This is a genomic window from Burkholderia sp. KJ006 (assembly GCF_000262695.1).
Lineage (GTDB): Bacteria > Pseudomonadota > Gammaproteobacteria > Burkholderiales > Burkholderiaceae > Burkholderia > Burkholderia vietnamiensis.
In genome coordinates this window covers 193,121-212,517 of the sequence record NC_017920.1, presented here as the reverse complement: position 1 = coordinate 212,517, position 19,397 = coordinate 193,121, and the positions used below count along the sequence as shown (strand labels likewise).

20 protein-coding genes are annotated in these 19,397 nt (G+C 67.4%); 2 read left to right on the top strand and 18 right to left on the bottom strand.

Annotated elements, in window-relative coordinates; all coding sequences use genetic code 11:
- Nucleotides 1-404: 404 nt before the first annotated feature.
- The 17 genes from MYA_RS00910 to flhD all read right to left on the bottom strand — a co-directional run bounded on the left by MYA_RS00910 (nt 405) and on the right by flhD (nt 16,128).
- Nucleotides 405-785 (bottom strand): DUF805 domain-containing protein, encoded by a 381-nt coding sequence (locus MYA_RS00910; protein WP_011882916.1) that lies wholly within the window; start codon nt 783-785, stop codon nt 405-407.
- Between the two features lie 349 nt (nt 786-1,134).
- Nucleotides 1,135-1,632: a VOC family protein gene (locus MYA_RS00905; RefSeq protein ID WP_011882915.1), complete on the bottom strand. Its 498-nt coding sequence runs from the start codon at nt 1,630-1,632 to the stop codon at nt 1,135-1,137.
- Between the two features lie 162 nt (nt 1,633-1,794).
- Nucleotides 1,795-3,066, bottom strand: coding sequence for a DUF3443 domain-containing protein (locus MYA_RS00900; RefSeq protein WP_014722238.1), 1,272 nt, complete (start codon nt 3,064-3,066; stop codon nt 1,795-1,797).
- Between the two features lie 16 nt (nt 3,067-3,082).
- Complete coding sequence (locus MYA_RS00895; protein WP_011882913.1) at nt 3,083-3,589, bottom strand: DUF2844 domain-containing protein; 507 nt, start codon at nt 3,587-3,589, stop codon at nt 3,083-3,085.
- Between the two features lie 292 nt (nt 3,590-3,881).
- On the bottom strand, nt 3,882-4,613 hold the full coding sequence (cheZ, locus tag MYA_RS00890; RefSeq protein ID WP_011882912.1) for a protein phosphatase CheZ: 732 nt from the start codon (nt 4,611-4,613) through the stop codon (nt 3,882-3,884).
- Nucleotide 4,614: 1 nt separating this feature from the next.
- Entirely contained in the window at nt 4,615-5,010 is a 396-nt protein-coding gene (gene cheY, locus MYA_RS00885; RefSeq protein ID WP_006754880.1) for a chemotaxis response regulator CheY, read from the bottom strand.
- 67 nt (nt 5,011-5,077) lie between these two features.
- Entirely contained in the window at nt 5,078-6,169 is a 1,092-nt protein-coding gene (locus MYA_RS00880; protein WP_011882911.1) for a protein-glutamate methylesterase/protein-glutamine glutaminase, read from the bottom strand.
- A gap of 5 nt (nt 6,170-6,174) precedes the next feature.
- Nucleotides 6,175-6,915: a chemoreceptor glutamine deamidase CheD gene (gene cheD / locus MYA_RS00875; protein ID WP_011882910.1), complete on the bottom strand. Its 741-nt coding sequence runs from the start codon at nt 6,913-6,915 to the stop codon at nt 6,175-6,177.
- Nucleotides 6,915-7,895 carry a CheR family methyltransferase gene (locus MYA_RS00870; RefSeq protein ID WP_014722235.1) on the bottom strand — a complete coding sequence of 327 codons (981 nt, stop codon included), beginning with the start codon at nt 7,893-7,895 and terminating at the stop codon, nt 6,915-6,917. Before MYA_RS00870 ends, cheD begins: the two co-directional genes overlap by 1 nt.
- A 3-nt stretch (nt 7,896-7,898) precedes the next feature.
- A complete protein-coding gene (locus MYA_RS00865) occupies nt 7,899-9,851 on the bottom strand; it encodes a methyl-accepting chemotaxis protein (protein WP_014722234.1) in 1,953 nt (650 codons plus the stop codon).
- A 37-nt stretch (nt 9,852-9,888) separates the two neighbouring features.
- A complete protein-coding gene (cheW, locus tag MYA_RS00860; protein ID WP_011882907.1) occupies nt 9,889-10,404 on the bottom strand; it encodes a chemotaxis protein CheW in 516 nt (171 codons plus the stop codon).
- Nucleotides 10,405-10,452: 48 nt separating this feature from the next.
- On the bottom strand, nt 10,453-12,654 hold the full coding sequence (cheA, locus tag MYA_RS00855; RefSeq protein ID WP_014722233.1) for a chemotaxis protein CheA: 2,202 nt from the start codon (nt 12,652-12,654) through the stop codon (nt 10,453-10,455).
- A 33-nt stretch (nt 12,655-12,687) separates the two neighbouring features.
- Nucleotides 12,688-13,065, bottom strand: a complete 378-nt coding sequence (locus tag MYA_RS00850) for a response regulator (RefSeq protein ID WP_011882905.1) — start codon at nt 13,063-13,065, stop codon at nt 12,688-12,690.
- 23 nt (nt 13,066-13,088) lie between these two features.
- Nucleotides 13,089-14,105, bottom strand: a complete 1,017-nt coding sequence (motB, locus tag MYA_RS00845) for a flagellar motor protein MotB (protein WP_011882904.1) — start codon at nt 14,103-14,105, stop codon at nt 13,089-13,091.
- 13 nt (nt 14,106-14,118) lie between these two features.
- Complete coding sequence (gene motA / locus MYA_RS00840) at nt 14,119-14,979, bottom strand: flagellar motor stator protein MotA (RefSeq protein ID WP_011882903.1); 861 nt, start codon at nt 14,977-14,979, stop codon at nt 14,119-14,121.
- Nucleotides 14,980-15,158: 179 nt separating this feature from the next.
- Nucleotides 15,159-15,713: a flagellar transcriptional regulator FlhC gene (flhC, locus tag MYA_RS00835; RefSeq protein WP_011882902.1), complete on the bottom strand. Its 555-nt coding sequence runs from the start codon at nt 15,711-15,713 to the stop codon at nt 15,159-15,161.
- A 94-nt stretch (nt 15,714-15,807) separates the two neighbouring features.
- A complete protein-coding gene (gene flhD, locus MYA_RS00830; protein WP_034193026.1) occupies nt 15,808-16,128 on the bottom strand; it encodes a flagellar transcriptional regulator FlhD in 321 nt (106 codons plus the stop codon).
- 651 nt (nt 16,129-16,779) lie between these two features.
- Between flhD and MYA_RS00825 the strand changes: the two genes are divergently transcribed.
- The gene (locus tag MYA_RS00825) at nt 16,780-17,844 is read left to right on the top strand and encodes a glycosyltransferase family 4 protein (RefSeq protein ID WP_014722229.1); all 1,065 of its coding nucleotides are present in this window, start codon (nt 16,780-16,782) and stop codon (nt 17,842-17,844) included.
- Between the two features lie 143 nt (nt 17,845-17,987).
- Here MYA_RS00825 and MYA_RS00820 read toward each other — a convergent pair whose 3' ends face one another.
- Nucleotides 17,988-18,284, bottom strand: coding sequence for an H-NS histone family protein (locus tag MYA_RS00820; protein WP_011882898.1), 297 nt, complete (start codon nt 18,282-18,284; stop codon nt 17,988-17,990).
- Nucleotides 18,285-18,579: 295 nt separating this feature from the next.
- Here MYA_RS00820 and aqpZ point away from each other — a divergent pair, with 295 nt between their 5' ends.
- A complete protein-coding gene (gene aqpZ, locus MYA_RS00815) occupies nt 18,580-19,317 on the top strand; it encodes an aquaporin Z (RefSeq protein WP_014722228.1) in 738 nt (245 codons plus the stop codon).
- Nucleotides 19,318-19,397 lie beyond the last annotated feature (80 nt).

Sequence of the window (19,397 nt, the reverse complement as noted above, 5' to 3'; positions counted from 1 at the left end):
AGTGACACCGATTATTCATGCGCGCGTCAAACGCCGATCGGTCGAGCAAAGCCGTGAAAGGGGGGTATTTCGGGGAATCGGGTGAGGGCGTGCGGCAGGCGGTGGGCGGCGGGGGTTCGGCGATGGATGGGGGGATGCTGCGGCGGCGGGAAACGCGTTCGCGGGTGGGCGATGCGGGGGAAATGCGGTGGGGATGGAGGGAGCCGAGGGTTGGCGGGCCGGCTGAGGCTGAGGCTGAGGCTGAGGCGGCGGTGGGCGGTGGGAGCGGACGGCGGGCGGGCCGGAGTATTTAAGCCTGAGCCAGCGACCGAATCACCGCCCCAGCGTTGGTCTGCGTGTTGGCCCCGGCGCGAGCCGGAGCCCAACCCGCCCGGAACCGGCCGCCAGGCCGCCCCCGGCCCCGCTCAGACAGCCGGGATCGGATCCGGACCGTAGCGGTTCGGGCCCTCGGTGCCGCGCGCGCACATCCACACGAGCAGCACGATCGCGCCGACGAGCGGGATGAGCGTGATCAGCACAAACCAGCCGGAGCGGTCCGTATCGTGCAGGCGGCGCACGGTGACCGCGAGGCTGGGCAATACCAGCGCAAGCGACGCGAGCGCGACGACGACCATCAGCAGCATCGCGATCGCGCTCGGGTCCTCGGCGGCCGCGGCGACCACCTGACAGACGATCGACACGATGCCCGTGAGCAACGCGAAATACCAGTATTCCGCGCGGCGCGCCCGGCCGTCGAATTTTGCGTATTGATTGAGTGCGGAACGCACGGCTTCACCGAAATTCATTTTATTGCCCTCTCGTTTTATATCGTCGACCGCGGAAACAACGAAGGCATTATAAATATCAAGTTCCGGGTATTGCATCTCTTTTCGCGCATCGCTCAATGCTTGCCGCACCGTCCGCGCCGGCGCTCCGGGAGAACCGCCAGCCGCGTGCCCCGCGGCGCTTATAATCGCCGCGCCGCGCGACGAATAACCAAAAGATAATCCACAATTCGATTACGGCGGCATGAAACGCTGCACAGCCGATAATCGGCTCGCCGATGCCGCGACGGATTTACCGCCCATTCGCAACAGGCATGCCACCAGCATCGCGCACGGGCCTGAAACGGCGCAGCAAATCGCCGTGCCGCCGCTAACCGGCCGCCGCCTGCTCCAGCACGCTCAGATCGAGCTTCTTCATCCGCAGCACCTGCGCCATCACGCGCTCGGCGCGCGCCGGGTCGCCGGCCATCAGCTCGGGCATCTGCACGGGCACCACCTGCCACGACACGCCGAAGCGGTCGCGCAGCCAGCCACACTGCTGCGCGCGCTCGTCGCCGCCCTCGGCGAGCGCGGCCCAGTAGCGGTCGATCTCGCGCTGGTCGCGGCAGTTGACGACGAACGACACGGCCGGCGTCAGCGGAAAGGCGGGGCCGCCGTTCAGCGCGAGGAACGCCTGGCCGTCCAGCTCGAACGAGACGGTCATCACCGCGCCCTCGGCCTGCCCGGCCGCCTGCGCACCCGCTTTGCCGTAGCGCGCGACGTCGACGATGCGCGCGTTGTCGAACACCGACACGTAAAAGCGGGCGGCCGCCTCGGCGTCGCGGTCGAACCACAGGAACGGCGTGATGCGCTGGATACGCTGGGTCATGGCAGTGCCTCCTCGATGTCGTCCCGGCACCGGCGCCGGTCTTATATCGTAGGCGCTGCGCGGCGGCGGCGCGGCGCCGCGCTCCGTAGCACGCCCGGTGCCCGCGCAATGAGAAAGGGGGCGATCGCTCGCCCCCTTTCCGGTGTCGCCAGCCGCGCGCGTTCAGAACGCGACGTAAGGCTGCGCGCCGCCGCTGGCCGTCTTGTCCATCCCGAAGTAGATGGTCTTGCCGTAGAAGTGCGGCATGCCGAGGTCGAGCCAGCCGCTCGGACCGAACGGGCCGGCGATGTCGTTGTAGACGAACGTCGACGGCGCCGCGAACAGCGCATCCGCATTCCCCACCGGCATCGACACGCCACCGCTCGCGCCGTTCTTGCCGGTCAGCGTCGCCGAATAGGTGACCGTCGACGACGGGCAGTAGAACTGCGTGTTGGTCGAGCACGTCGTCTGCGCCGCATCGTTGAAGAAGTACGCGTTCGAGCCGGTGTCGAAGAACGCGGTCACGCTGCTGCCGAGGAAGGTCGCATCGACGTCGCCGGCGCTCGTCGACGTCAGCTGCGTCGATGCGCCGAGCGCGTTGTTGCTCTGCGTGCCGATCCCGAACGTCAGCAGGCCCGTCGCGCTGCCCTGCCCGCTGTTCGACACGGTCGGCATCTGCACGATCACGCCGTTGTTGTCGGTCGCGAAGTGATGGACCGGGTTCGCGACCTGTTGCGACGTCGGCACGAGCGCGACCGTGCAGCTCGCGTTGCCGTTCGGGCACGCGTAGTAGTTGTTGTAGGTCGGCGACGTCGACGTCGCACAGGTCGCGCCGCAGTCGAGCGGCGCCGGCCCGATGCCGAGGATGCCGTTCGCGCCGAGATCGCCGGTCGTGTTCGCCGAGGTCCGCGCGCCGTTGTTCGAGCACGAGGCCGGCACGTTGGCCGTGCCGAGGTCGCCGATGATCTGCACCGGCAGCGCAGGCGCCTGCTCGGTGCCGATCGACAGATCGACGGTGCGCAGCGAGCCCCACGTGTAGCTCGACACGAACTTGCCGCACTCGGCCACCGGCGCGCCCCCGCTGGTGATTTGCGGCAGGCCGTTCAACACGCCCGACGTCAGCGCGCTGCTGACGAGTCGCAGCCCGTACGACGCGGTGTCGACGAGCACGTTGTTGACCACCTGGCAGGTCGACGTGCCGGGCACGCAGATCTTCACATTGACCGTCGGGATGTTGATCACCCGCGCGGCGCCCGGGCCGACCGTGATCACGGCCGTGTTCGCGGTATTGCCGTCGGACACGTTGGAGGCGCCGCCACTGCTGCCGCCGCTACCGCCGCCGCTGGTGCTGCCGCCACTGTCGCCGCCGCCGCCGCATGCGGTGACGAGCATCGCCGTCGCGGCGGCCAGGCCCAGCACGCCGAGCCAGCGCTTGAAGGTACGAGAAATGTTCAAGGTCGCTCTCCCGCCGTCACTGGATGTCGTTGCCGGTCAGCCCGGCCGGCAATGCCGCGGGCAGCCATGCCTGGCCCGCGAACGAGCCCATGTGGCCGCCGGTGCGGATCACGAGGCCGCTGGTCGCGACCGACACGGGCGCGCGCCAGCCGTGCGCCGCGTGCGCCGCCTGCACGCCCGCCGTGTACTGCGGGAAATAGCTGCCGAGCAGCGATTCGAGGTCCGGCATGCTCGGCCCGCGCCATGCGAGCCCGAACACGCTGCCGGCCGCGCTGGTGTATTCGTGGATGACGGTGCCCGACCCGAGCGTGATCTCGCGCACGGTGTATGCGGCCGCGCTCGGCTGCACGACGCCGTCGGCGGAGCGCATCGCGCGCTGCAGCGCGCGCACGGTGGCGGCATGATCGTCCGCCGGCGGCGACATCGGTGCGCCGCCCAGTTCGGCATGTGCGTGGATCGACCACAGCACACCCGTTGCAGCCGCCGCATGCGCGACGGCCCAGCCCAAGCGTTTCAGTTTCACATTCCCCCCCAAGGGACTGGCTTCGTCGCCGCGATACCGAACCGTCCGGCACCGCCGGCTACGAATTGGAGTCTTCACAATGACGCTTCATTGCTGCTGACGCGTAGTATGCCTGCGGAGTATGTCGGAATGTCAAATGGGTGCCGCATGATGCGTCGCAGCATGTCGCGCGAGGCAGGGCAAGGCGAAGCGATGCCGCGCGGCGATCCGGGCGATGTGAATACTGCGCATGCGCGCCGCACCGGGCCGCTCCATGCAACGGAGGGGCCGCGGGCGCGACGGGTGTGCCCGGTCAGAAACCGAGGCTGGCGAGCAGGTCGTCGACCTGCGCCTGATCCTGCACGACGTCGGACTTGCCTTCCGGCGCGATCTGCGGGCCGTTCAGCAACGACGCGGGGCTGCCGGTCGAGCTGACCTGCTCGGCGGCGAGCGCGGCGGCGGTGGCCGCGAACTGCTCGCGCCGCTCCGGGGCGATGTTCTCGACGAGCACGGTCAGCAGTTGCTGCTCGATCAGATAGACCATGTCCATGATCTTCTTGATCACCTGCCCGGTCAGATCCTGGAAGTCCTGCGCGAGCATGATCTCGAGCAATTGCGCGCTCGTCGCCGAGGCGGCCTCGGGCAGCGTGTGCAGGAACGTGCGCGTGTCGTCCATCAGCTCGCGCACTTCCGCGTGCTCGATCGGCGCCGCGTACCACTGCGCCCAGCGCGCGTCGAGTGCCTCGGCTTCGTTCTGGATGCGCTCCTGCACCGGCTTCGCGATCTCGATCGCGTTCAGCACGCGCTCGGCCGCCTGCTCGGTCATCGTCGCGACGTAGCGCAGCCGGTCGCGGGCGTCGGGCACGGCTTCCGCCGCGCGCTCGACGTGCTTGTCGAGCCCGAGCTCACGCATCGAATCGCGCAAGGCGCGCGTGACCTGGCCGATGCGCGCGAGGATCCTGTCGCTCGCGAAATCGGCGCCTTCGGCATGGCCGTCGGCGTTGATCGCCGCGCCGGCGAGCGCCGCATGGATCGGCTCGTTCACGTCAGCTCCCGGCCTTGGCCATCTTGTCGATGATCTTGTTCAGCTTCTCGTCGAGCGTCGCGGCTGTGAACGGCTTCACGACGTAACCGCTCGCGCCGGCCTGCGCCGCCGCGATGATGTTCTCCTTCTTCGACTCGGCCGTGACCATCAGCACCGGCAGGTGCGTGAGCGTCGCGTCCGCGCGGATTTCCTTCAGCATCGCGAGGCCGTCGAGGTTCGGCATGTTCCAGTCCGAGATCACGAAGTCGAAGCCGCCGCCGCGCAGCCGCGCGAGGCCGGCCGCGCCGTCTTCGGCTTCGTCGACGTTCGTGTAGCCGAGCTCCTTGAGCAGGTTGCGGACGATCCGGCGCATCGTCGGGAAATCGTCCACCACCAGGATTTTCATGCTCTTGTCCATCGTCGTTCCTTTGCAGATTCGTTACCGTCAGGGCATGCAGCATCGTACATGCCCGGAGACATTTCGTTCAGACGCGCTGCACGCGATCGCCCATCGTAGCGAGTCGCGCCATCACGCGCCGGCTCATTTCGGCGAGCGGCGCGACTTCGTCCGCGCCGCCGAGCGCGATCGCCTCGCGCGGCATGCCGAACACGATGCAGCTCGCCTCGTCCTGCGCGAACGTGTGGGCGCCCGCGCGCTTCATGTCCAGCAGCCCGGCCGCGCCGTCGCGGCCCATGCCGGTCAGGATCACGCCGATCGCGTTCTTGCCCGCGTGCTGCGCCGCCGAGCGGAACAGCACGTCGACCGACGGCCGGTGGCGGTTCACCGGCGGATCGTCGGACAGCTGCGCGATGTAGTTCGCGCCGCTGCGCGCGAGCAGCAAGTGCGCGTGGCCGGGCGCGATGTACGCATGGCCGGGCAGCACGCGCTCGCCATGCTCGGCTTCCTTCACCGCGATCCGGCACAGGCCGTTCAGCCGCTGCGCGAACGACTTCGTGAAGCCCGGCGGCATGTGCTGCGCGATCAGCACGGCGGGCGCGTCGGGCGGCAGCGGCGTCAGCACCTCGCGGATCGCCTCGGTGCCGCCCGTCGACGCGCCGATGATGATCAGCTTCTCGGTACTGACGAGCGGGTTGTTGAACATCGGCGCGGCCGGCTGGCCGTTCGCCGCGCGTGCGGCGGCGTGCGGCTGCGGCGTCTGGCGCACGCGCGCGCGCGCGGCCGCGCGGATCTTGTCCGCGAGCTTCTCCGCGTAGTCGAGCATGCCGTCGCGAATCCCGACGCGCGGCTTCGTGACGAAATCCACCGCGCCGAGTTCGAGCGCGCGCAGCGTGATTTCGGAGCCGCGCTCGGTCAGCGACGACACCATCACGACCGGCATCGGCCGCAGGCGCATCAGCTTCTCGAGGAAGTCGAGCCCGTCCATGCGCGGCATTTCGACGTCGAGCGTCAACACGTCGGGGTTGTGCTGCTTGATGAGCTCGCGCGCGACGAGCGGATCGGGCGCGGTCGCGCACACCATCATGTCGGGCTGGCTGTTGATGATCTCGGTCATCAGACTGCGGATCAGCGCCGAGTCGTCGACGCACAACACTTTGATCTTCTGCACTGCGGTCATGCCTCCTACTTTCTCGAAAGGTTGGCCGCGTACGGGCTGGCGGCCTTTTGAACCGCCGGCTGCACGCCCGCGCCGCCGCTGCGGGCGCCGAACAGTTCGATGCGCGGCCGCGCCGGCGGCGGCGCACTCGGCCGCGGCGCGGCGAACAGTTCCACTTTCGCACGCGCGCGCGCCGCGCTTGCGCGGACGGCCTCGCGTGCGAGCGCGGCTTCGCGCTCGGCCACGCCCGGCACCTGCAGCCGCAGCTTCTTCACCATCGCGCGGCCGGTGCGCGGCATGAACGCGACCTTGCGCGGATGCACACCCTGCAAATCTTCCGCGGTGATGCGAATGCGTTCGAGCGCGAGATAGCGGCGCACGAAATCGGCGTTGCGGTCGCCGATGTTGATCGTCGTCATGCCGGCCAGCACCGCGGCGCCGCCGAACACCTTCGCCTCGAAGCGCTCGCGGCGCCCGCCGGCCTTGATCAGTTCGTTGATCAGCACTTCCATCGCGTAGGCGCCGTAGCGCATCGACTCCGACGCGGCCGCGCCGGCATCGGCGCCGTCGTCGGGCAGCATGAAGTGATTCATTCCGCCGATGCCGGAGACCGGGTCGTGCAGGCAGGCCGCGACGCACGAGCCGAGCACGGTCATCAGCACGATGTCTTCGGACGTCGTGTAGAACTCGTTCGGCAGCAGCTTCACGCCGGGGCGGTCGAAGTGGGTGTCGAAGTAGTGGTTGGTCGCGATCGGGAGAGCGCTCATCAGCGTTCTCCGTAAGCGGGCGTCGCGCCCGCGGCGCGTTGCGCGCCCGACGGCGCTGCCGCGGAACCCGCCGCGCCGCGCGCGCGCGCGCTCTGCACGGCGTCGCGCGTGAGCTCGTACACCGTCTGCCCGCGCAGCCGGAACGCCTGCGTCACGTACGTGAAATTCTCCGAATGCCCGGCGAACAGCAGCCCGCCCGGCTTCACGAGCGGCTCGAAGCGCGACAGCACCTGCCCTTGCGTCGGCTTGTCGAAATAGATCATCACGTTGCGGCAGAAGATCGCGTCGAACGGCTTCGCGATCCCGTAGTCGGCATCGGTCAGGTTCAGCTGCTCGAAGCGGATCATCGCGCGCAACTCCGGGCGCACCTTCACGCGGCCGGCCTGCGCGCCCGTGCCCTTCAGGAAGAAGCGCTTGAGCCGCTCCGGGCTCAGGTGCTTGACCTGGTCGTACGTATAGATGCCGGCCTCGGCCTTCGCGAGCACCTGCGTGTCGAGGTCGGTCGCGAGAATCGACGCGCTGCGCGCGGCCGATTCGCCGAGCGCCTCGACCAGCGTGATCGCGATCGAATACGGCTCCTCGCCGGTCGACGCGGCCGAGCACCACACCGACACCGGCGCCGGCCGCCCTTTCACGAACTCGGCCAGGATCGGGAAGTGGTGCGCCTCGCGAAAGAACGCGGTGAGGTTGGTGGTCAGCGCGTTGGTGAACGCCTCCCACTCGAGCGGATCGTCTTCCCGCTCGAGCAGGTCGAGGTATTCGCGGAACGTGTCGAGGCCGCGTGCGCGCAGCCGGCGTGCGAGCCGGCTGTACGCCATGTCGCGCTTGTGCTCGGACAGCGAGATCCCGGCGCGTTGATGGATCAGCTCGCGTATGCGCGCGAAATCCGCGCCGGTGAATGCGAAGTCGCGCCCCGGCTCGCCCGCTCGGGGCGAGGCTTCCGGTGCATCGGATCGAAACGGTGCGCGCGCGGGCAGCATGGCTTAGAAGGTCTCCCAGTCGTCATCGGACGTACCGGCCGCGGCCAGCGCCGGCTTCTCGCCGTGCAGCGCGGGGCGCACCAGTGCGGGTTTCTCGGCGGTCTTCGCAGCCGGCGCGGCGGGCGCCTTCGCGAGACGCGGGCCGTAGCCGCCGGCAGCCGGCGCTTCCTTGGACGGACGTGCGCCGGCATCGGCCGCGCGCTTCGGTTCGTGGCTCGATGCCGATGCAGCCGATGCCGCTGCGGCGCGCCGTGCGGCCGGCTGCGCGGCTGCTTGCGGCGCCGGCGATGCAGACGATGCGCTCGGTGCGGCGTCGTGACGGCTTTCCGACGACGCGGCAGCCGGCGTTGGCGTCGGCGCGGTCGCCCGTGCGACGCTGCGCGCCGGCGCGAGCGCGATGCCGCCCGCGACGCGCCATTCGGCGACGATCGCCTTCATCTGGCGCGTCTGCTCTTCGAGCGACGCAGCAGCGGCCGCCGCCTGCTCGACCAGCGCCGCGTTCTGCTGCGTGACCGAATCCATCTGGCCGACCGCGCGGTTGACCTGCTCGATGCCGGTCGACTGCTCCTCCGACGCGGCGCTGATCTCGCCCATGATGTCGGTCACGCGGCGCACGGCCTGCACGATTTCGTCCATCGTCGTGCCGGCGCGCGCGACCAGCGCCGACCCGCTTTCGACCTTCTCGGCCGAATCGCCGATCAGCTGCTTGATTTCCTTCGCGGCGCTCGCGCTGCGCTGCGCCAGCGAGCGCACTTCGCCCGCGACCACGGCGAAGCCGCGGCCCTGCTCGCCTGCGCGTGCGGCTTCGACCGCCGCGTTCAGCGCGAGGATGTTGGTCTGGAACGCGATGCCTTCGATCGTGCCGATGATGTCGACGATCTTGCCCGAGCTCGTCGCGATGTCCTGCATCGTCGACACCACTTGGCCGACCACGTCGCCGCCTTGCGTCGCGATGTCCGATGCGTTCACGGCGAGCTGGCTGGCCTGACGCGCGTTCTCCGCGTTCTGGCGCACGGTGCCGGTCAGCTGCTCCATGCTCGACGCCGTTTCCTGCAGCGACGCGGCCTGCTGCTCGGTGCGCTGCGACAGGTCGGTGTTGCCGGTCGCGATCTCGCGCGCGCCGACGTCGATCGACTCGGTGCCGCGGTGGACGGCCTGCACCATCCCCGTCACGGCGTCCTGCATCCGCTTGATGCCGCCGAACAGGCGGCCGATCTCGTTGTTGCTGAATACGGTCACCGGCTGCGTGAGGTCGCCGCCGGCGATGCGCTCGAAGTGCGCGATCGCGTCCTCGAGCGGCTTCACGATCAGCCCGCGCAGCATGAAGCGGATCGCGATCACGACGACGAACGCGATCGCGATGCCCGCGGAGATCAGGACGATCATCAGCGAGATGCGCGACTGCGTCGCGGCCTGGCGGTCTTCCGCGCGCTTTTGCAGCGCCGCGATCACGGCGGACGCGGTCTGGTCGAACGCGACGAACATCGGGCTGATCTTGGTGTCGGCGATCGCGTGGTACGCGGCCATGTCGCCCGCACGCGCCGCGGCGAATTCGGGCTCGACGCCGTCCTTGATGATGGCCGTGTAGCGCGCACCGAGGTCGTCGAGCAGCGACTGGTCGACGCCGAGCTTGGCCGTCGCCTGGAACGCCTGCCAGTTCTGGTTCGACTTCGCGTACAGCTCCTGCGCGCGTTCGAGCACCTTCGCCGCCTCGGCCGTGTTGCCGCCTTCGGTCAGCGTGCGGAAGCGGTCGAGCGCGACGCGCGAGCGCAGCAGATGCGCCGACGTGTCGTCGAGCGTATGGATCGCCGGCAGATCGGCGTGCGCGATCTCGTCGAGCGCGCTGCTCGCGCGATCGAGCGCGTAGAGGCCGAGCCCGCCGACCGCGGCGGCCAGGCAAACGAGGATGAGTCCGACCGCCGTCAGCGTCGAGCGGATCGACCAGTTGTGCAACATTGCAGAATCTCCCGAAATTACTGCGCGCGCGTGGCGCTTATGCGCCGAGCATCTCGATCAGCGCCATTTCCCGGCTCGACATCAGCTTCTCGATGTCCATCAGGATCAGCATCCGGCCGTCCACCGTGCCGAGGCCCGTCAGGTACTCGGTCGTCAGCGTCGCGCCGAATTCCGGCGCCGGCATGATCTGGTCGGTCTGCAGGGTCAGCACGTCCGACACGCCGTCGACCACCATCCCGACCACGCGGTTCGACACGTTGAGGATGATCACGACGGTCTGATGGTCGTACTCGACGCGGCCCAGATGGAACTTGATCCGCATGTCGACGATCGGCACGATGATGCCGCGCAGATTGATCACGCCCTTGATGAAGTCCGGCGCGTTGGCGATGCGCGTGACGCTGTCGTAACCGCGGATTTCCTGCACCTTCAGGATGTCGATCCCGTATTCCTCGTCGCCGAGCGTGAAGACGAGGAATTCCTGCCCGGTCGCATCGCCCTGTTCGGCGTCGCGGCGGCTTGCGACCGCGTTCGCCGCGGCCGGATTGATCATTTGGACTTCAGCAGACACGTGTGCCCCCAATCGGTTGAATGGCGAGAGTTAGAAGATCGCGAGTTCAGCGCCCACCCGGGCGCCGTGCGTCGCACGGGTTTCGCGGTTCAGCGCCGCGACGTCGACGATCAGTGCGACGCTGCCGTCGCCCAGGATCGTCGCTGCCGAGATGCCGTGTACCTTGCGGTAATTGGTCTCGAGGTTCTTCACGACCACCTGCTGCTGGCCGACCAGCTCGTCGATGAGCATCGCGAAGCGGCGCCCTTCGGTTTCCATGATCGTCACGATGCCCTGGGTCGGATCGGTGCGCGCGTCGTCGACCGAGAACACCTCGTGCAGCGCGACGAGCGGCAGGTATTCGCCGCGCACGCGCACCACGCGCTCGCCGTTGCCGACCGTGTAGATGTCGTCCATCGACGGCTGCAGCGACTCCATCACGAAGTTCAGCGGCAGGATGAAGATCTCGCTGCCCACCTTCACCGACATCCCGTCGAGGATCGCGAGCGTGAGCGGCAGCACGATCCGCGTGGTGGTGCCGCGGCCGGCCTGCGACGAAATCTCGACGTGGCCGCCCATCGACTGGATGTTGCGCTTCACGACGTCCATCCCGACGCCGCGGCCCGACACGTCGGTCACCGTCTCGGCGGTCGAGAAGCCCGGCGCGAAGATCAGCTGCCACACTTCGTCGTCGCTGACGTTCTCGGAAATCTGCATGCCCTGCTTCGCGGCCTTCGCGAGGATCCGCTCGCGGTTCAGGCCCGCGCCGTCGTCGCTCACCTCGATCACGATGTTGCCGCCGTGATGCGCGGCCGACAGCACGAGCTGGCCGACTGCGTCCTTGCCGGCCGCGACGCGCTTGTCGACGGTTTCGATGCCGTGGTCGAGGCTGTTGCGCACCAGGTGCGTGAGCGGGTCGATGATGCGCTCGATCAGGCTCTTGTCCAGCTCGGTGGCCTGACCGAACGTGACGAGCTCGACCTGCTTGCCGAGCTTGCCGGCGAGATCGCGCACCAGCCGCGGGAAACGGCTGAACACGTAATCCATCGGCATCATCCGGATCGACATCACCGCTTCCTGCAGGTCGCGCGCGTTGCGCTCGAGCTGCGCCATCCCGTTGAACAGGCGGTCGTGCAGCGCGGGATCGAAGGCGGTCGCGGTTTCCGCGAGCATCGCCTGCGTGATCACGAGTTCGCCGACGAGGTTGATCAGCTGGTCGACCTTCTCGACGCCGACGCGAATCGAGCTGCCTTCGGCGCCGCCTGCCGCGCCGGCCGCGCCGCGCGGACGCTTGTCGTCGTGGTGATGGTGGGCGGCATGCGCGTTGGCCGGTTCGGCGTGCGGCGCTTGCTGCGGCTGGGCTGCGGCGGGCTGTGCCGGCGCCTGCGGCGCGGCCGCGGCGGCCGGCGCCGGTGCGGGCGCTGCGGCCTCTGCTGCCGGTGCGCCCGGCGCCGCCGCTGCGGCCGGCGCGGTGCCGCGCGAGATGCGGATCTGGCTTTCGTCGATCACGAAGCAGCACACGGCGATGATGTCGTCGGACGGCACGTCCGATTCGAGCCACAGCGTCAGGTCGCCGCCCGACTGCTCGCGGCCGGCGATCCGGCCGAGATTGCTCAGCTCCTCGGTGAGGAGCGCCTGGTCCTTCGCGTCGACGCCGACCAGCGTGATCTTCAGATGCGGGCCTTCGGCGCCGGCATCGGCCCCGCCTGCCGCCGGATGGGCGGCCGCGACGGCCTGTTCGATCACGTGGTCCGGCGCGCTATCGCCGGCGGCGGCGGGCTCCGGCGCAGCCGCAGCCGGCGCAGCGGGCGCGGGTGCGGCGGCCGCAGCCGGCGCGGGCGCCGGTGCTGCCGCGGCCGTGCCGCTCGCGGCCTTCAGCTGTTCGAGCTTCGCGCAGATTTCCGCGGCGGCCGCCGCGTCCGGCTCCGCGCTCGCACGATAGTCGGCGAGCTGGTCGGACAGCACGTCCTTGGTCTCGAGGAACGCGTCGACCATTTCCTTGGTCAGCGTCAGCTCATGGTTGCGCGCGCGGTCGAGCAGCGATTCGAGGATGTGGGTCGTTTGCGTCAGCGCGGTAAAGCCGAACGTCGCCGCGCCGCCCTTGATCGAATGCGCGGCGCGGAAGATCGCCGCGAGATCCTCGGGGTCGGGTGAATCGACGTCGAGGTTCAGCAGCAGCTGCTCCATCTGCGCGAGCAACTCGTCCGCTTCGTCGAAAAAGGTCTGGTAGAACTGCGTGATGTCGAGAGTCATGCCCGGTCACCGGTTGGATTCGTCGCGTTCATGTCAGGAGGCCGTCTGCTCGGAGAGCGTCGCGACCAGGTCGATCAGCACGGCCGGGTCGATCGGTTTTTCGATCCAGCCGGTCGCGCCCGCGTCGCGTGCGGCGTCCTTGAAGGCATCGCTGCCTTCGGTCGTCAGCACGAGGATCGGCGTGGCCGTATACGCGCTGAGCCTGCGCAGCGCGGAGATCACCTCGAGCCCGCTCCTGCGCGGCATGTTCTGGTCGGTCAGCACCAGGTCGTACGGCATCGTGGCCGCCATGTCGAAGCCGGCTTCGCCGTCCGGCGCCACCGTCACGTCGTAGCCGGCCTGCGCAAGCGTCGCCTGCAGCAGCGCACGCATGGTCGCGGAGTCGTCGATGGCGAGAATGGTTCGGATCATGTCTGTCTCGGAAGCTGGAAACGTCAGGGTTTCGGCGCGACGGCCACGGCGCTCGCGAGCACCGGCCGGGCGGCCGAGGCGGCGCCCAGCTGCTGCCCGAGCAGCTTCGAGCCGGCCGCATCGGCCGACAGCGTGGTGGTCGTCGCGTCGTCGCGCATCAGCGCCTCTTCGGATTTTCGGTTCAACACGATCACGCTGATCCGGCGGTTTTCCGGATCGAGCGGATCGGCCTTGTTCAGGTTCTGCGTCGAGGCGAGGCCGAGCACGCGCAGCACCTTCGCCTCGTCCATGCCGCCTGCGATCAGCTCGCGGCGCGACGCGTTCGCACGATCGGCCGACAGCTCCCAGTTGCTGTAGCCGCCTTCGCCGCCCGCATACGGCACCGCGTCGGTGTGACCCTGCACGATGATCCGGTTCGGCACGTCGTTCAGCGTCTTGCCGATCTCGCGCAGGATGTCGCGCATGTACGGCTCGACGTTGTTGCTCGACATCGCGAACATCGGCCGCTTCTGCGAATCGACGATCTCGATGCGCAGGCCCATCAGCGTCGAATCGATGCGGATCTGCTGGCGGAACTGACGCAGCGTCGGGTTCGCCTCGATCGCCGCCATCAGCTTGATCTGCAGGTCGTGCAGGCGCGCCTGCTCGCGCCGCTCGATCGCGCCTTGCGCCTGCGCCTGCGCGGTGTCTTCGCCCTTCTTCGCGACGCGGTCCGCGAGGCTCGTCGAGCCGTCGGTGCGGCGCGTCGTGCCGGCGTCGACGCTCGACAGGTCGCGGCCGCCGCCGTTGATGATGCTCGAGTCCTGCGAGCTGCGGTCGCCGCTGCCGAACAGCGCGGCCTGCAGCGGCGTGTTGAAGTACTCGGCGATCCCCTTCAGCTGCACCGGCGTGGCCGAGCTCAGCAGCCACATCAGCAGGAAGAACGCCATCATCGCGGTCATGAAGTCCGCGTATGCGAGCTTCCATGCGCCGCCGTGGTGGCCCTTCTTCTGCGGGGCCACCCGTTTCACGACGATTGCGCGATCCTTGCTCTTGCTCATCGAACGCTCCGCGTCACTTCGCCTTCACGCGGCGCACGTGCTCTTCGAGCTCGTTGAACGACGGACGCTCGGTCGAGAACAGCACCTTGCGGCCGAATTCGACCGCGATTGCGGGCGCGTAGCCGTTCAGGCTCGCGAGGATCGTCACCTTGATGCACTGGAACATCTTGGTCGCCTCGGCCACGCGCTGCTCCGCGAGGCTCGACAGCGGCCCGATCAGCCCGTACGACAGCAGAATGCCCAGGAACGTACCGACCAGCGCCTGCGCGATCATCGCGCCGAGCACCGCGGGCGGCTTGTCGGCCGACGCCATCGTGTGCACCACGCCCATCACGGCCGCGACGATACCGAATGCCGGCATCGCGTCGCCGACACGCATCAGCGCGTGCGCCGGGGCTTCACCTTCGGTGTGGTGCGTCTCGATCTCCTCGTCCATCAGGCTCTCGATCTCGAACGCGTTCATGTTGCCGCCCACCATCAGGCGCAGGTAGTCGGTCAGGAATTCGACGATGTGGTGATCGGCGAGGATCTTCGGGTACTGCGTGAAGATCGGGCTCTTCTCCGGATCGTCGATGTCGGCTTCGAGCGTCAGCGTGCCTTCCTTGCGCGCTTTCGCGAGCAGCACGTACAGGAGCCCCATCAGCTCCATGTAGACGTCCTTGTTGTACTTCGAGCCCTTGAAGAGCGTCGGCAGCACGCGCAGGGTCGCCTTGATCGTCTTGATGCCGTTGCCGAGGATGAACGCGCCGACACCCGCACCGACGATCATCAGGATCTCGAGCGGCTGGACCAATGCGCCCAAATGCCCGCCTGCCAGCGCATAACCGCCGAAGACGGACAACAGCGTCACGAGTGTTCCCACGATAATCAGCACTGCCTGTCCCTCACGAAAGACCGGCGGGGAGACCGCCGTTAATCAGGTTTACGGCAGTCGGCAGGAAAACTTTCGCGGCGCCTGCGCTGCGCTGCGGCGGTGTTTACCAGCAGGCCGGAATCGGTTCGCATGCGGTGCAGCCGCTGCCGGACGCTCGCCCGCGCGCCGTCCGGCGCGGCTCAGGCCGTCGCGGCGGCCAGTTCGGCGCGCGCGGCGGCAGCCTTGCGGGTCTTGCCCGCGCGCGACGGCGGTTGGCACAGGCCGCACACGAAACCTTGATGCGGATCATGCGCATGGGCGACGAAGTGGCCGCCGCAGCGCGTGCAGGGCGTCATCTGCAGCATCCCGGAATCGAAGAAGCGCACCAGCGTCCATGCGCGCGTGAGGCTCAGCGCGGCCTCGTCGCCCGACAGATCGACGTGCTCCTGATAGAGCCGGTACGCCTTGACGATCGACTGGATCGGGTCGCAGCGGCCGTGGTCCTGCATGAACCGGTAGATGTTGTAGAACAGCGACGAATGGATGTTCGGCTGCCACGTCATGAACCAGTCGGTCGAGAACGGCAGCATCCCCTTCGGCGGCGACACGCCCTTCAGTTCCTTGTACAGCTTGATCAGGCGGTCGCGCGACAGGCTCGTCTCCGCCTCCAGCAGCTGCAGCCGGGCGCCCAGTTCGATGAGTTCGATCGCGAGGGTGATTTCCTTCACCTCGTTCACGACGCTTTTGCTAGCCATGGTCAATAACCGTACGCTTGACGTTGTTCGGATGTGTCGCCGATACGCCGCCCGCCGGCGCGGCGCGCCGGGGCGAACGTGGAGGCGGTGGTGATCAGCGGACGCTTTCGACCGGCTGGCCGGCCATCAGGATGGCCGAGTGTGCGTGCGTGACGACGTCGCTGCGGCCTTTGTCGGCGAGCGACGACAGCAACGCGTGGTCGTCGAAGCGGAAGCGGCACAGCATCTGGTTCGATGCGGCGAGCTTCACGGTCTGCGCGAGCGTGAGGTTCGCGAGCACATCGGCGAGTTCCTCGGAAACACCCATGCGGAACATGCCCATCGCTTTGTCTTCCCGCAGCAGGCGCTGCGCGAGAAGGAGGTACGACAGGTTGACCTCTTTGATCTCACTGAGCATTTCGCTGGTGGCGCTCATCATTCCCCCGTTAGAAAACTTTGCTTTGGCCTTTCGTGTTATGAAAACGTTTGCTCTATCAGGCGCCTACTGGCGCAGCTGCCGGCACGTTTATAGTCTTACAGGCCGAATTCTGGCTAAACGGCCTTTATGCCGGTATCAGCGAAGTGGCGTATGCCGTGCAGGATTTGTCTGTAAACCGTGTAGGAATTTTTCCGACAGAAAAAATGCCCGGTGGGGACGGGTGAAACCCGGATCTGTCGGAGGAGAGGCGCTGCAGAGCGCGTAGACGGGGGAAGCTGGAACGGCGGGGCGCGAGTGAGTCAATCGGTAAAAATTATAGTGGTTTTTCACGATATCGCAACAATTATGGCCACTGTCTCGATTTCGATTCGCGTGCCCTTTTTCTCGGGGTTTTCGCGTATTTCATCGTGTAACAAGCCTTAAGTCTTTGAAAAAACACTCGAACCCCTGAAGGCGATATCCATAATGGACTCCAATGGGCGGCGGCGTGAACCGCGCCGGCCCGCCCCGCAGCTTGCCGCCCGGCGTCCCGCATCTCCCCTCGCGGGCCGGTCACGTACCGCTCAACGCGTGCGTCGGCGAGTTCCGCAACCTTGTATCGGACCAGCATCCGCACCGGAACCCGCTGGTCGACACTGGAGAACGCCCATGCGTATTGCCCAGATCGCGCCGCTTTACGAAGCCGTCCCGCCGAAACTTTACGGCGGCACCGAGCGTGTCGTGTCCTACCTGACCGAGGCGCTCGTCGAGCTCGGCCACGACGTGACGCTGTTCGCGAGCGGCGACTCCGTCACGTCCGCGCGGCTCGAGGCCGCGTGGCCGCGCGCGCTGCGGCTCGACCCGTCGATCCGCGACTCGATGGCGCCCCATATGCGCCTGATCGAGCAGGTGGCGCGGGTCGCGCACGAATTCGACGTGCTGCACTTCCATCTGGACTATCTGCCGTTCCCGCTGATGTCGCGGCTCGACACGCCTTATGTGACGACGCTGCATGGCCGCCTCGACCTGCCCGAGCTGCAGCCGGTGTTCGACGCGTTCCCGGACGCGCCCGTCGTATCGATCTCGAATTCGCAGCGCAAGCCGCTGCCGCAGGCCGCGTGGGCCGGCACCGTGTATCACGGGCTGCCCGACACGCTGCTCACGCCCCAGCCGGACGTGAAGCCCGAGTACCTCGCGTTCCTCGGCCGCATCTGCCCGGAAAAGCGCGTGGACACGGCGATCCGGATCGCCGCGCAAAGCGGGCTGCCGCTGAAGATCGCCGCGAAGGTCGACAAGGCCGACGCCGACTACTTCAAGGAAGTGATCGAGCCGCTGCTGGGCGAGGCGCACGTCGAATTCATCGGCGAGATCAACGAGGCGCAGAAGCCGGCGTTCCTGTCGGGCGCCAAGGCGCTGCTGTTCCCGATCGACTGGCCGGAACCGTTCGGGCTGGTAATGATCGAGGCGATGGCGTGCGGTACGCCGGTCGTGGCGTTCAACCGCGGCTCGGTGCCGGAGGTGATCGAGGACGGCGTGACCGGCTTCATCGTCGAGGACGTCCAGGGCGCGGTCGGCGCACTGCACCGGATCGACAGCCTGTCGCGCGACGCGATCCGCGCCCGCTTCGATACGCGCTTCAGCGCCACGGCGATGGCGCGCCGCTATGTCGAAACCTACGAATCGCTTTGCGCGGCGGCGAAACGCCCGGCGTTGCGCAGGGTCGCCGGAGCCTGACGCGTAAATTCGTCACGAAATACGCCGGAAAAATTGCGTGGAAATCCGCGCGTAAAAGCTGCCGGCATCGAACAAAGAGCCGCATCGTCGATGCGGCTCTTTCTTTTTGCGCGGCGCGCTGATTGGTGCCGGCGATTGGTGGATCATTCGATCAGGAAACGATCGCGGTTTTTGCCGACGATCCAATTCGGCGGCTTGCCGCGACCACTCCAGGTTGCACCCGACTTCGGATCGCGGTATTTCGGCGGCAACGGCGCCTTTTTCGGCGGCCGGCCGCGCCGCGCCCGCTCGGCGAATCCCAGATCCTGGGCCGTCAGCCCGTATTCGGCAATCACCCGCTGGACTTCGGTGATCACTGCCGCCACTTCCTGACGGCGCACTTCGTCCGCCTGGGCCTGCAGATCGGCGATCTGCGCCTTGAGTTTCGCGTATTGAGACATATCGACTCCCTTTTTTTGCATGATGCGGCTCCGCCGACTCCGGCCGGAACGCCGACACCCGTTACGTCATCGCACTGCCGCCCTGCTCTTGCCAATTAATTCTGCCATCTTTAACCGATTCGTCTATATGGAGAATGCGGATTTATTCTAATAAAGCGAGCCGTCGGCATTCAAATTTAACAATCGTTGACCCTCGTCGGTCCGATTCATTTCCTATAATCCAGACCAATTCGGGCGACGAAGTAAATCAGCCGGCCGCTCATTGGTGTTCACCCTACTTGGACGAGGTCCCTTCATGAATCTTTCACAGCGGCTGGCCGCAGAATCATTCGGCACGTTTTGGCTGGTGCTCGGCGGGTGCGGAAGCGCCGTGCTGGCGGCCGCCTTTCCGGGCCTCGGCATCGGCTTTGCCGGCGTCGCACTTGCTTTCGGCCTGACCGTGCTGACGATGGCATTCGCGATCGGCCATATTTCGGGTTGCCATTTGAATCCGGCTGTGAGCGTGGGCTTGACGGTCGCCGGCCGCTTTCCGGCACGCGATCTCGTCCCGTACATCGTCGCGCAGGTGGTCGGCGCCACGCTCGGCGCGTTCGTGCTGTATCTGATCGCAACCGGCAAGCCGGGCTTCGACGTGGTGGGCAGCGGCTTTGCGACCAACGGCTTCGGCGAGCGCTCGCCCGGCCACTACTCGCTCGGCGCGGCGTTCACCTGCGAAGTCGTGATGACGGGCTTCTTCCTGTTCGTGATTCTCGGCGCGACCGACAAGCGCGCGCCGGCCGGCTTCGCACCGATCGCGATCGGCCTGTGCCTGACGTTGATCCACCTGATCTCGATCCCGGTCACGAACACGTCGGTGAACCCGGCCCGCTCGACCGGCCCCGCGCTGTTCGTGGGCGGCGAAGCGATCGGCCAGCTGTGGCTGTTCTGGATTGCGCCGATCATCGGCGCAGCCATCGCAGGGGTCGTCTATCCGTTGATCGCAGGGCGCGACGCTGCCGTCCTGCTGCCCGCATCCGCTCGCACCGTCGAATAACAACGCTACGGGGTCACGCGAGCAGCGCAGCGAGCCTCACGCTGTCGAACAACACGAGGCAGGTAATTTGAACGGGCGCC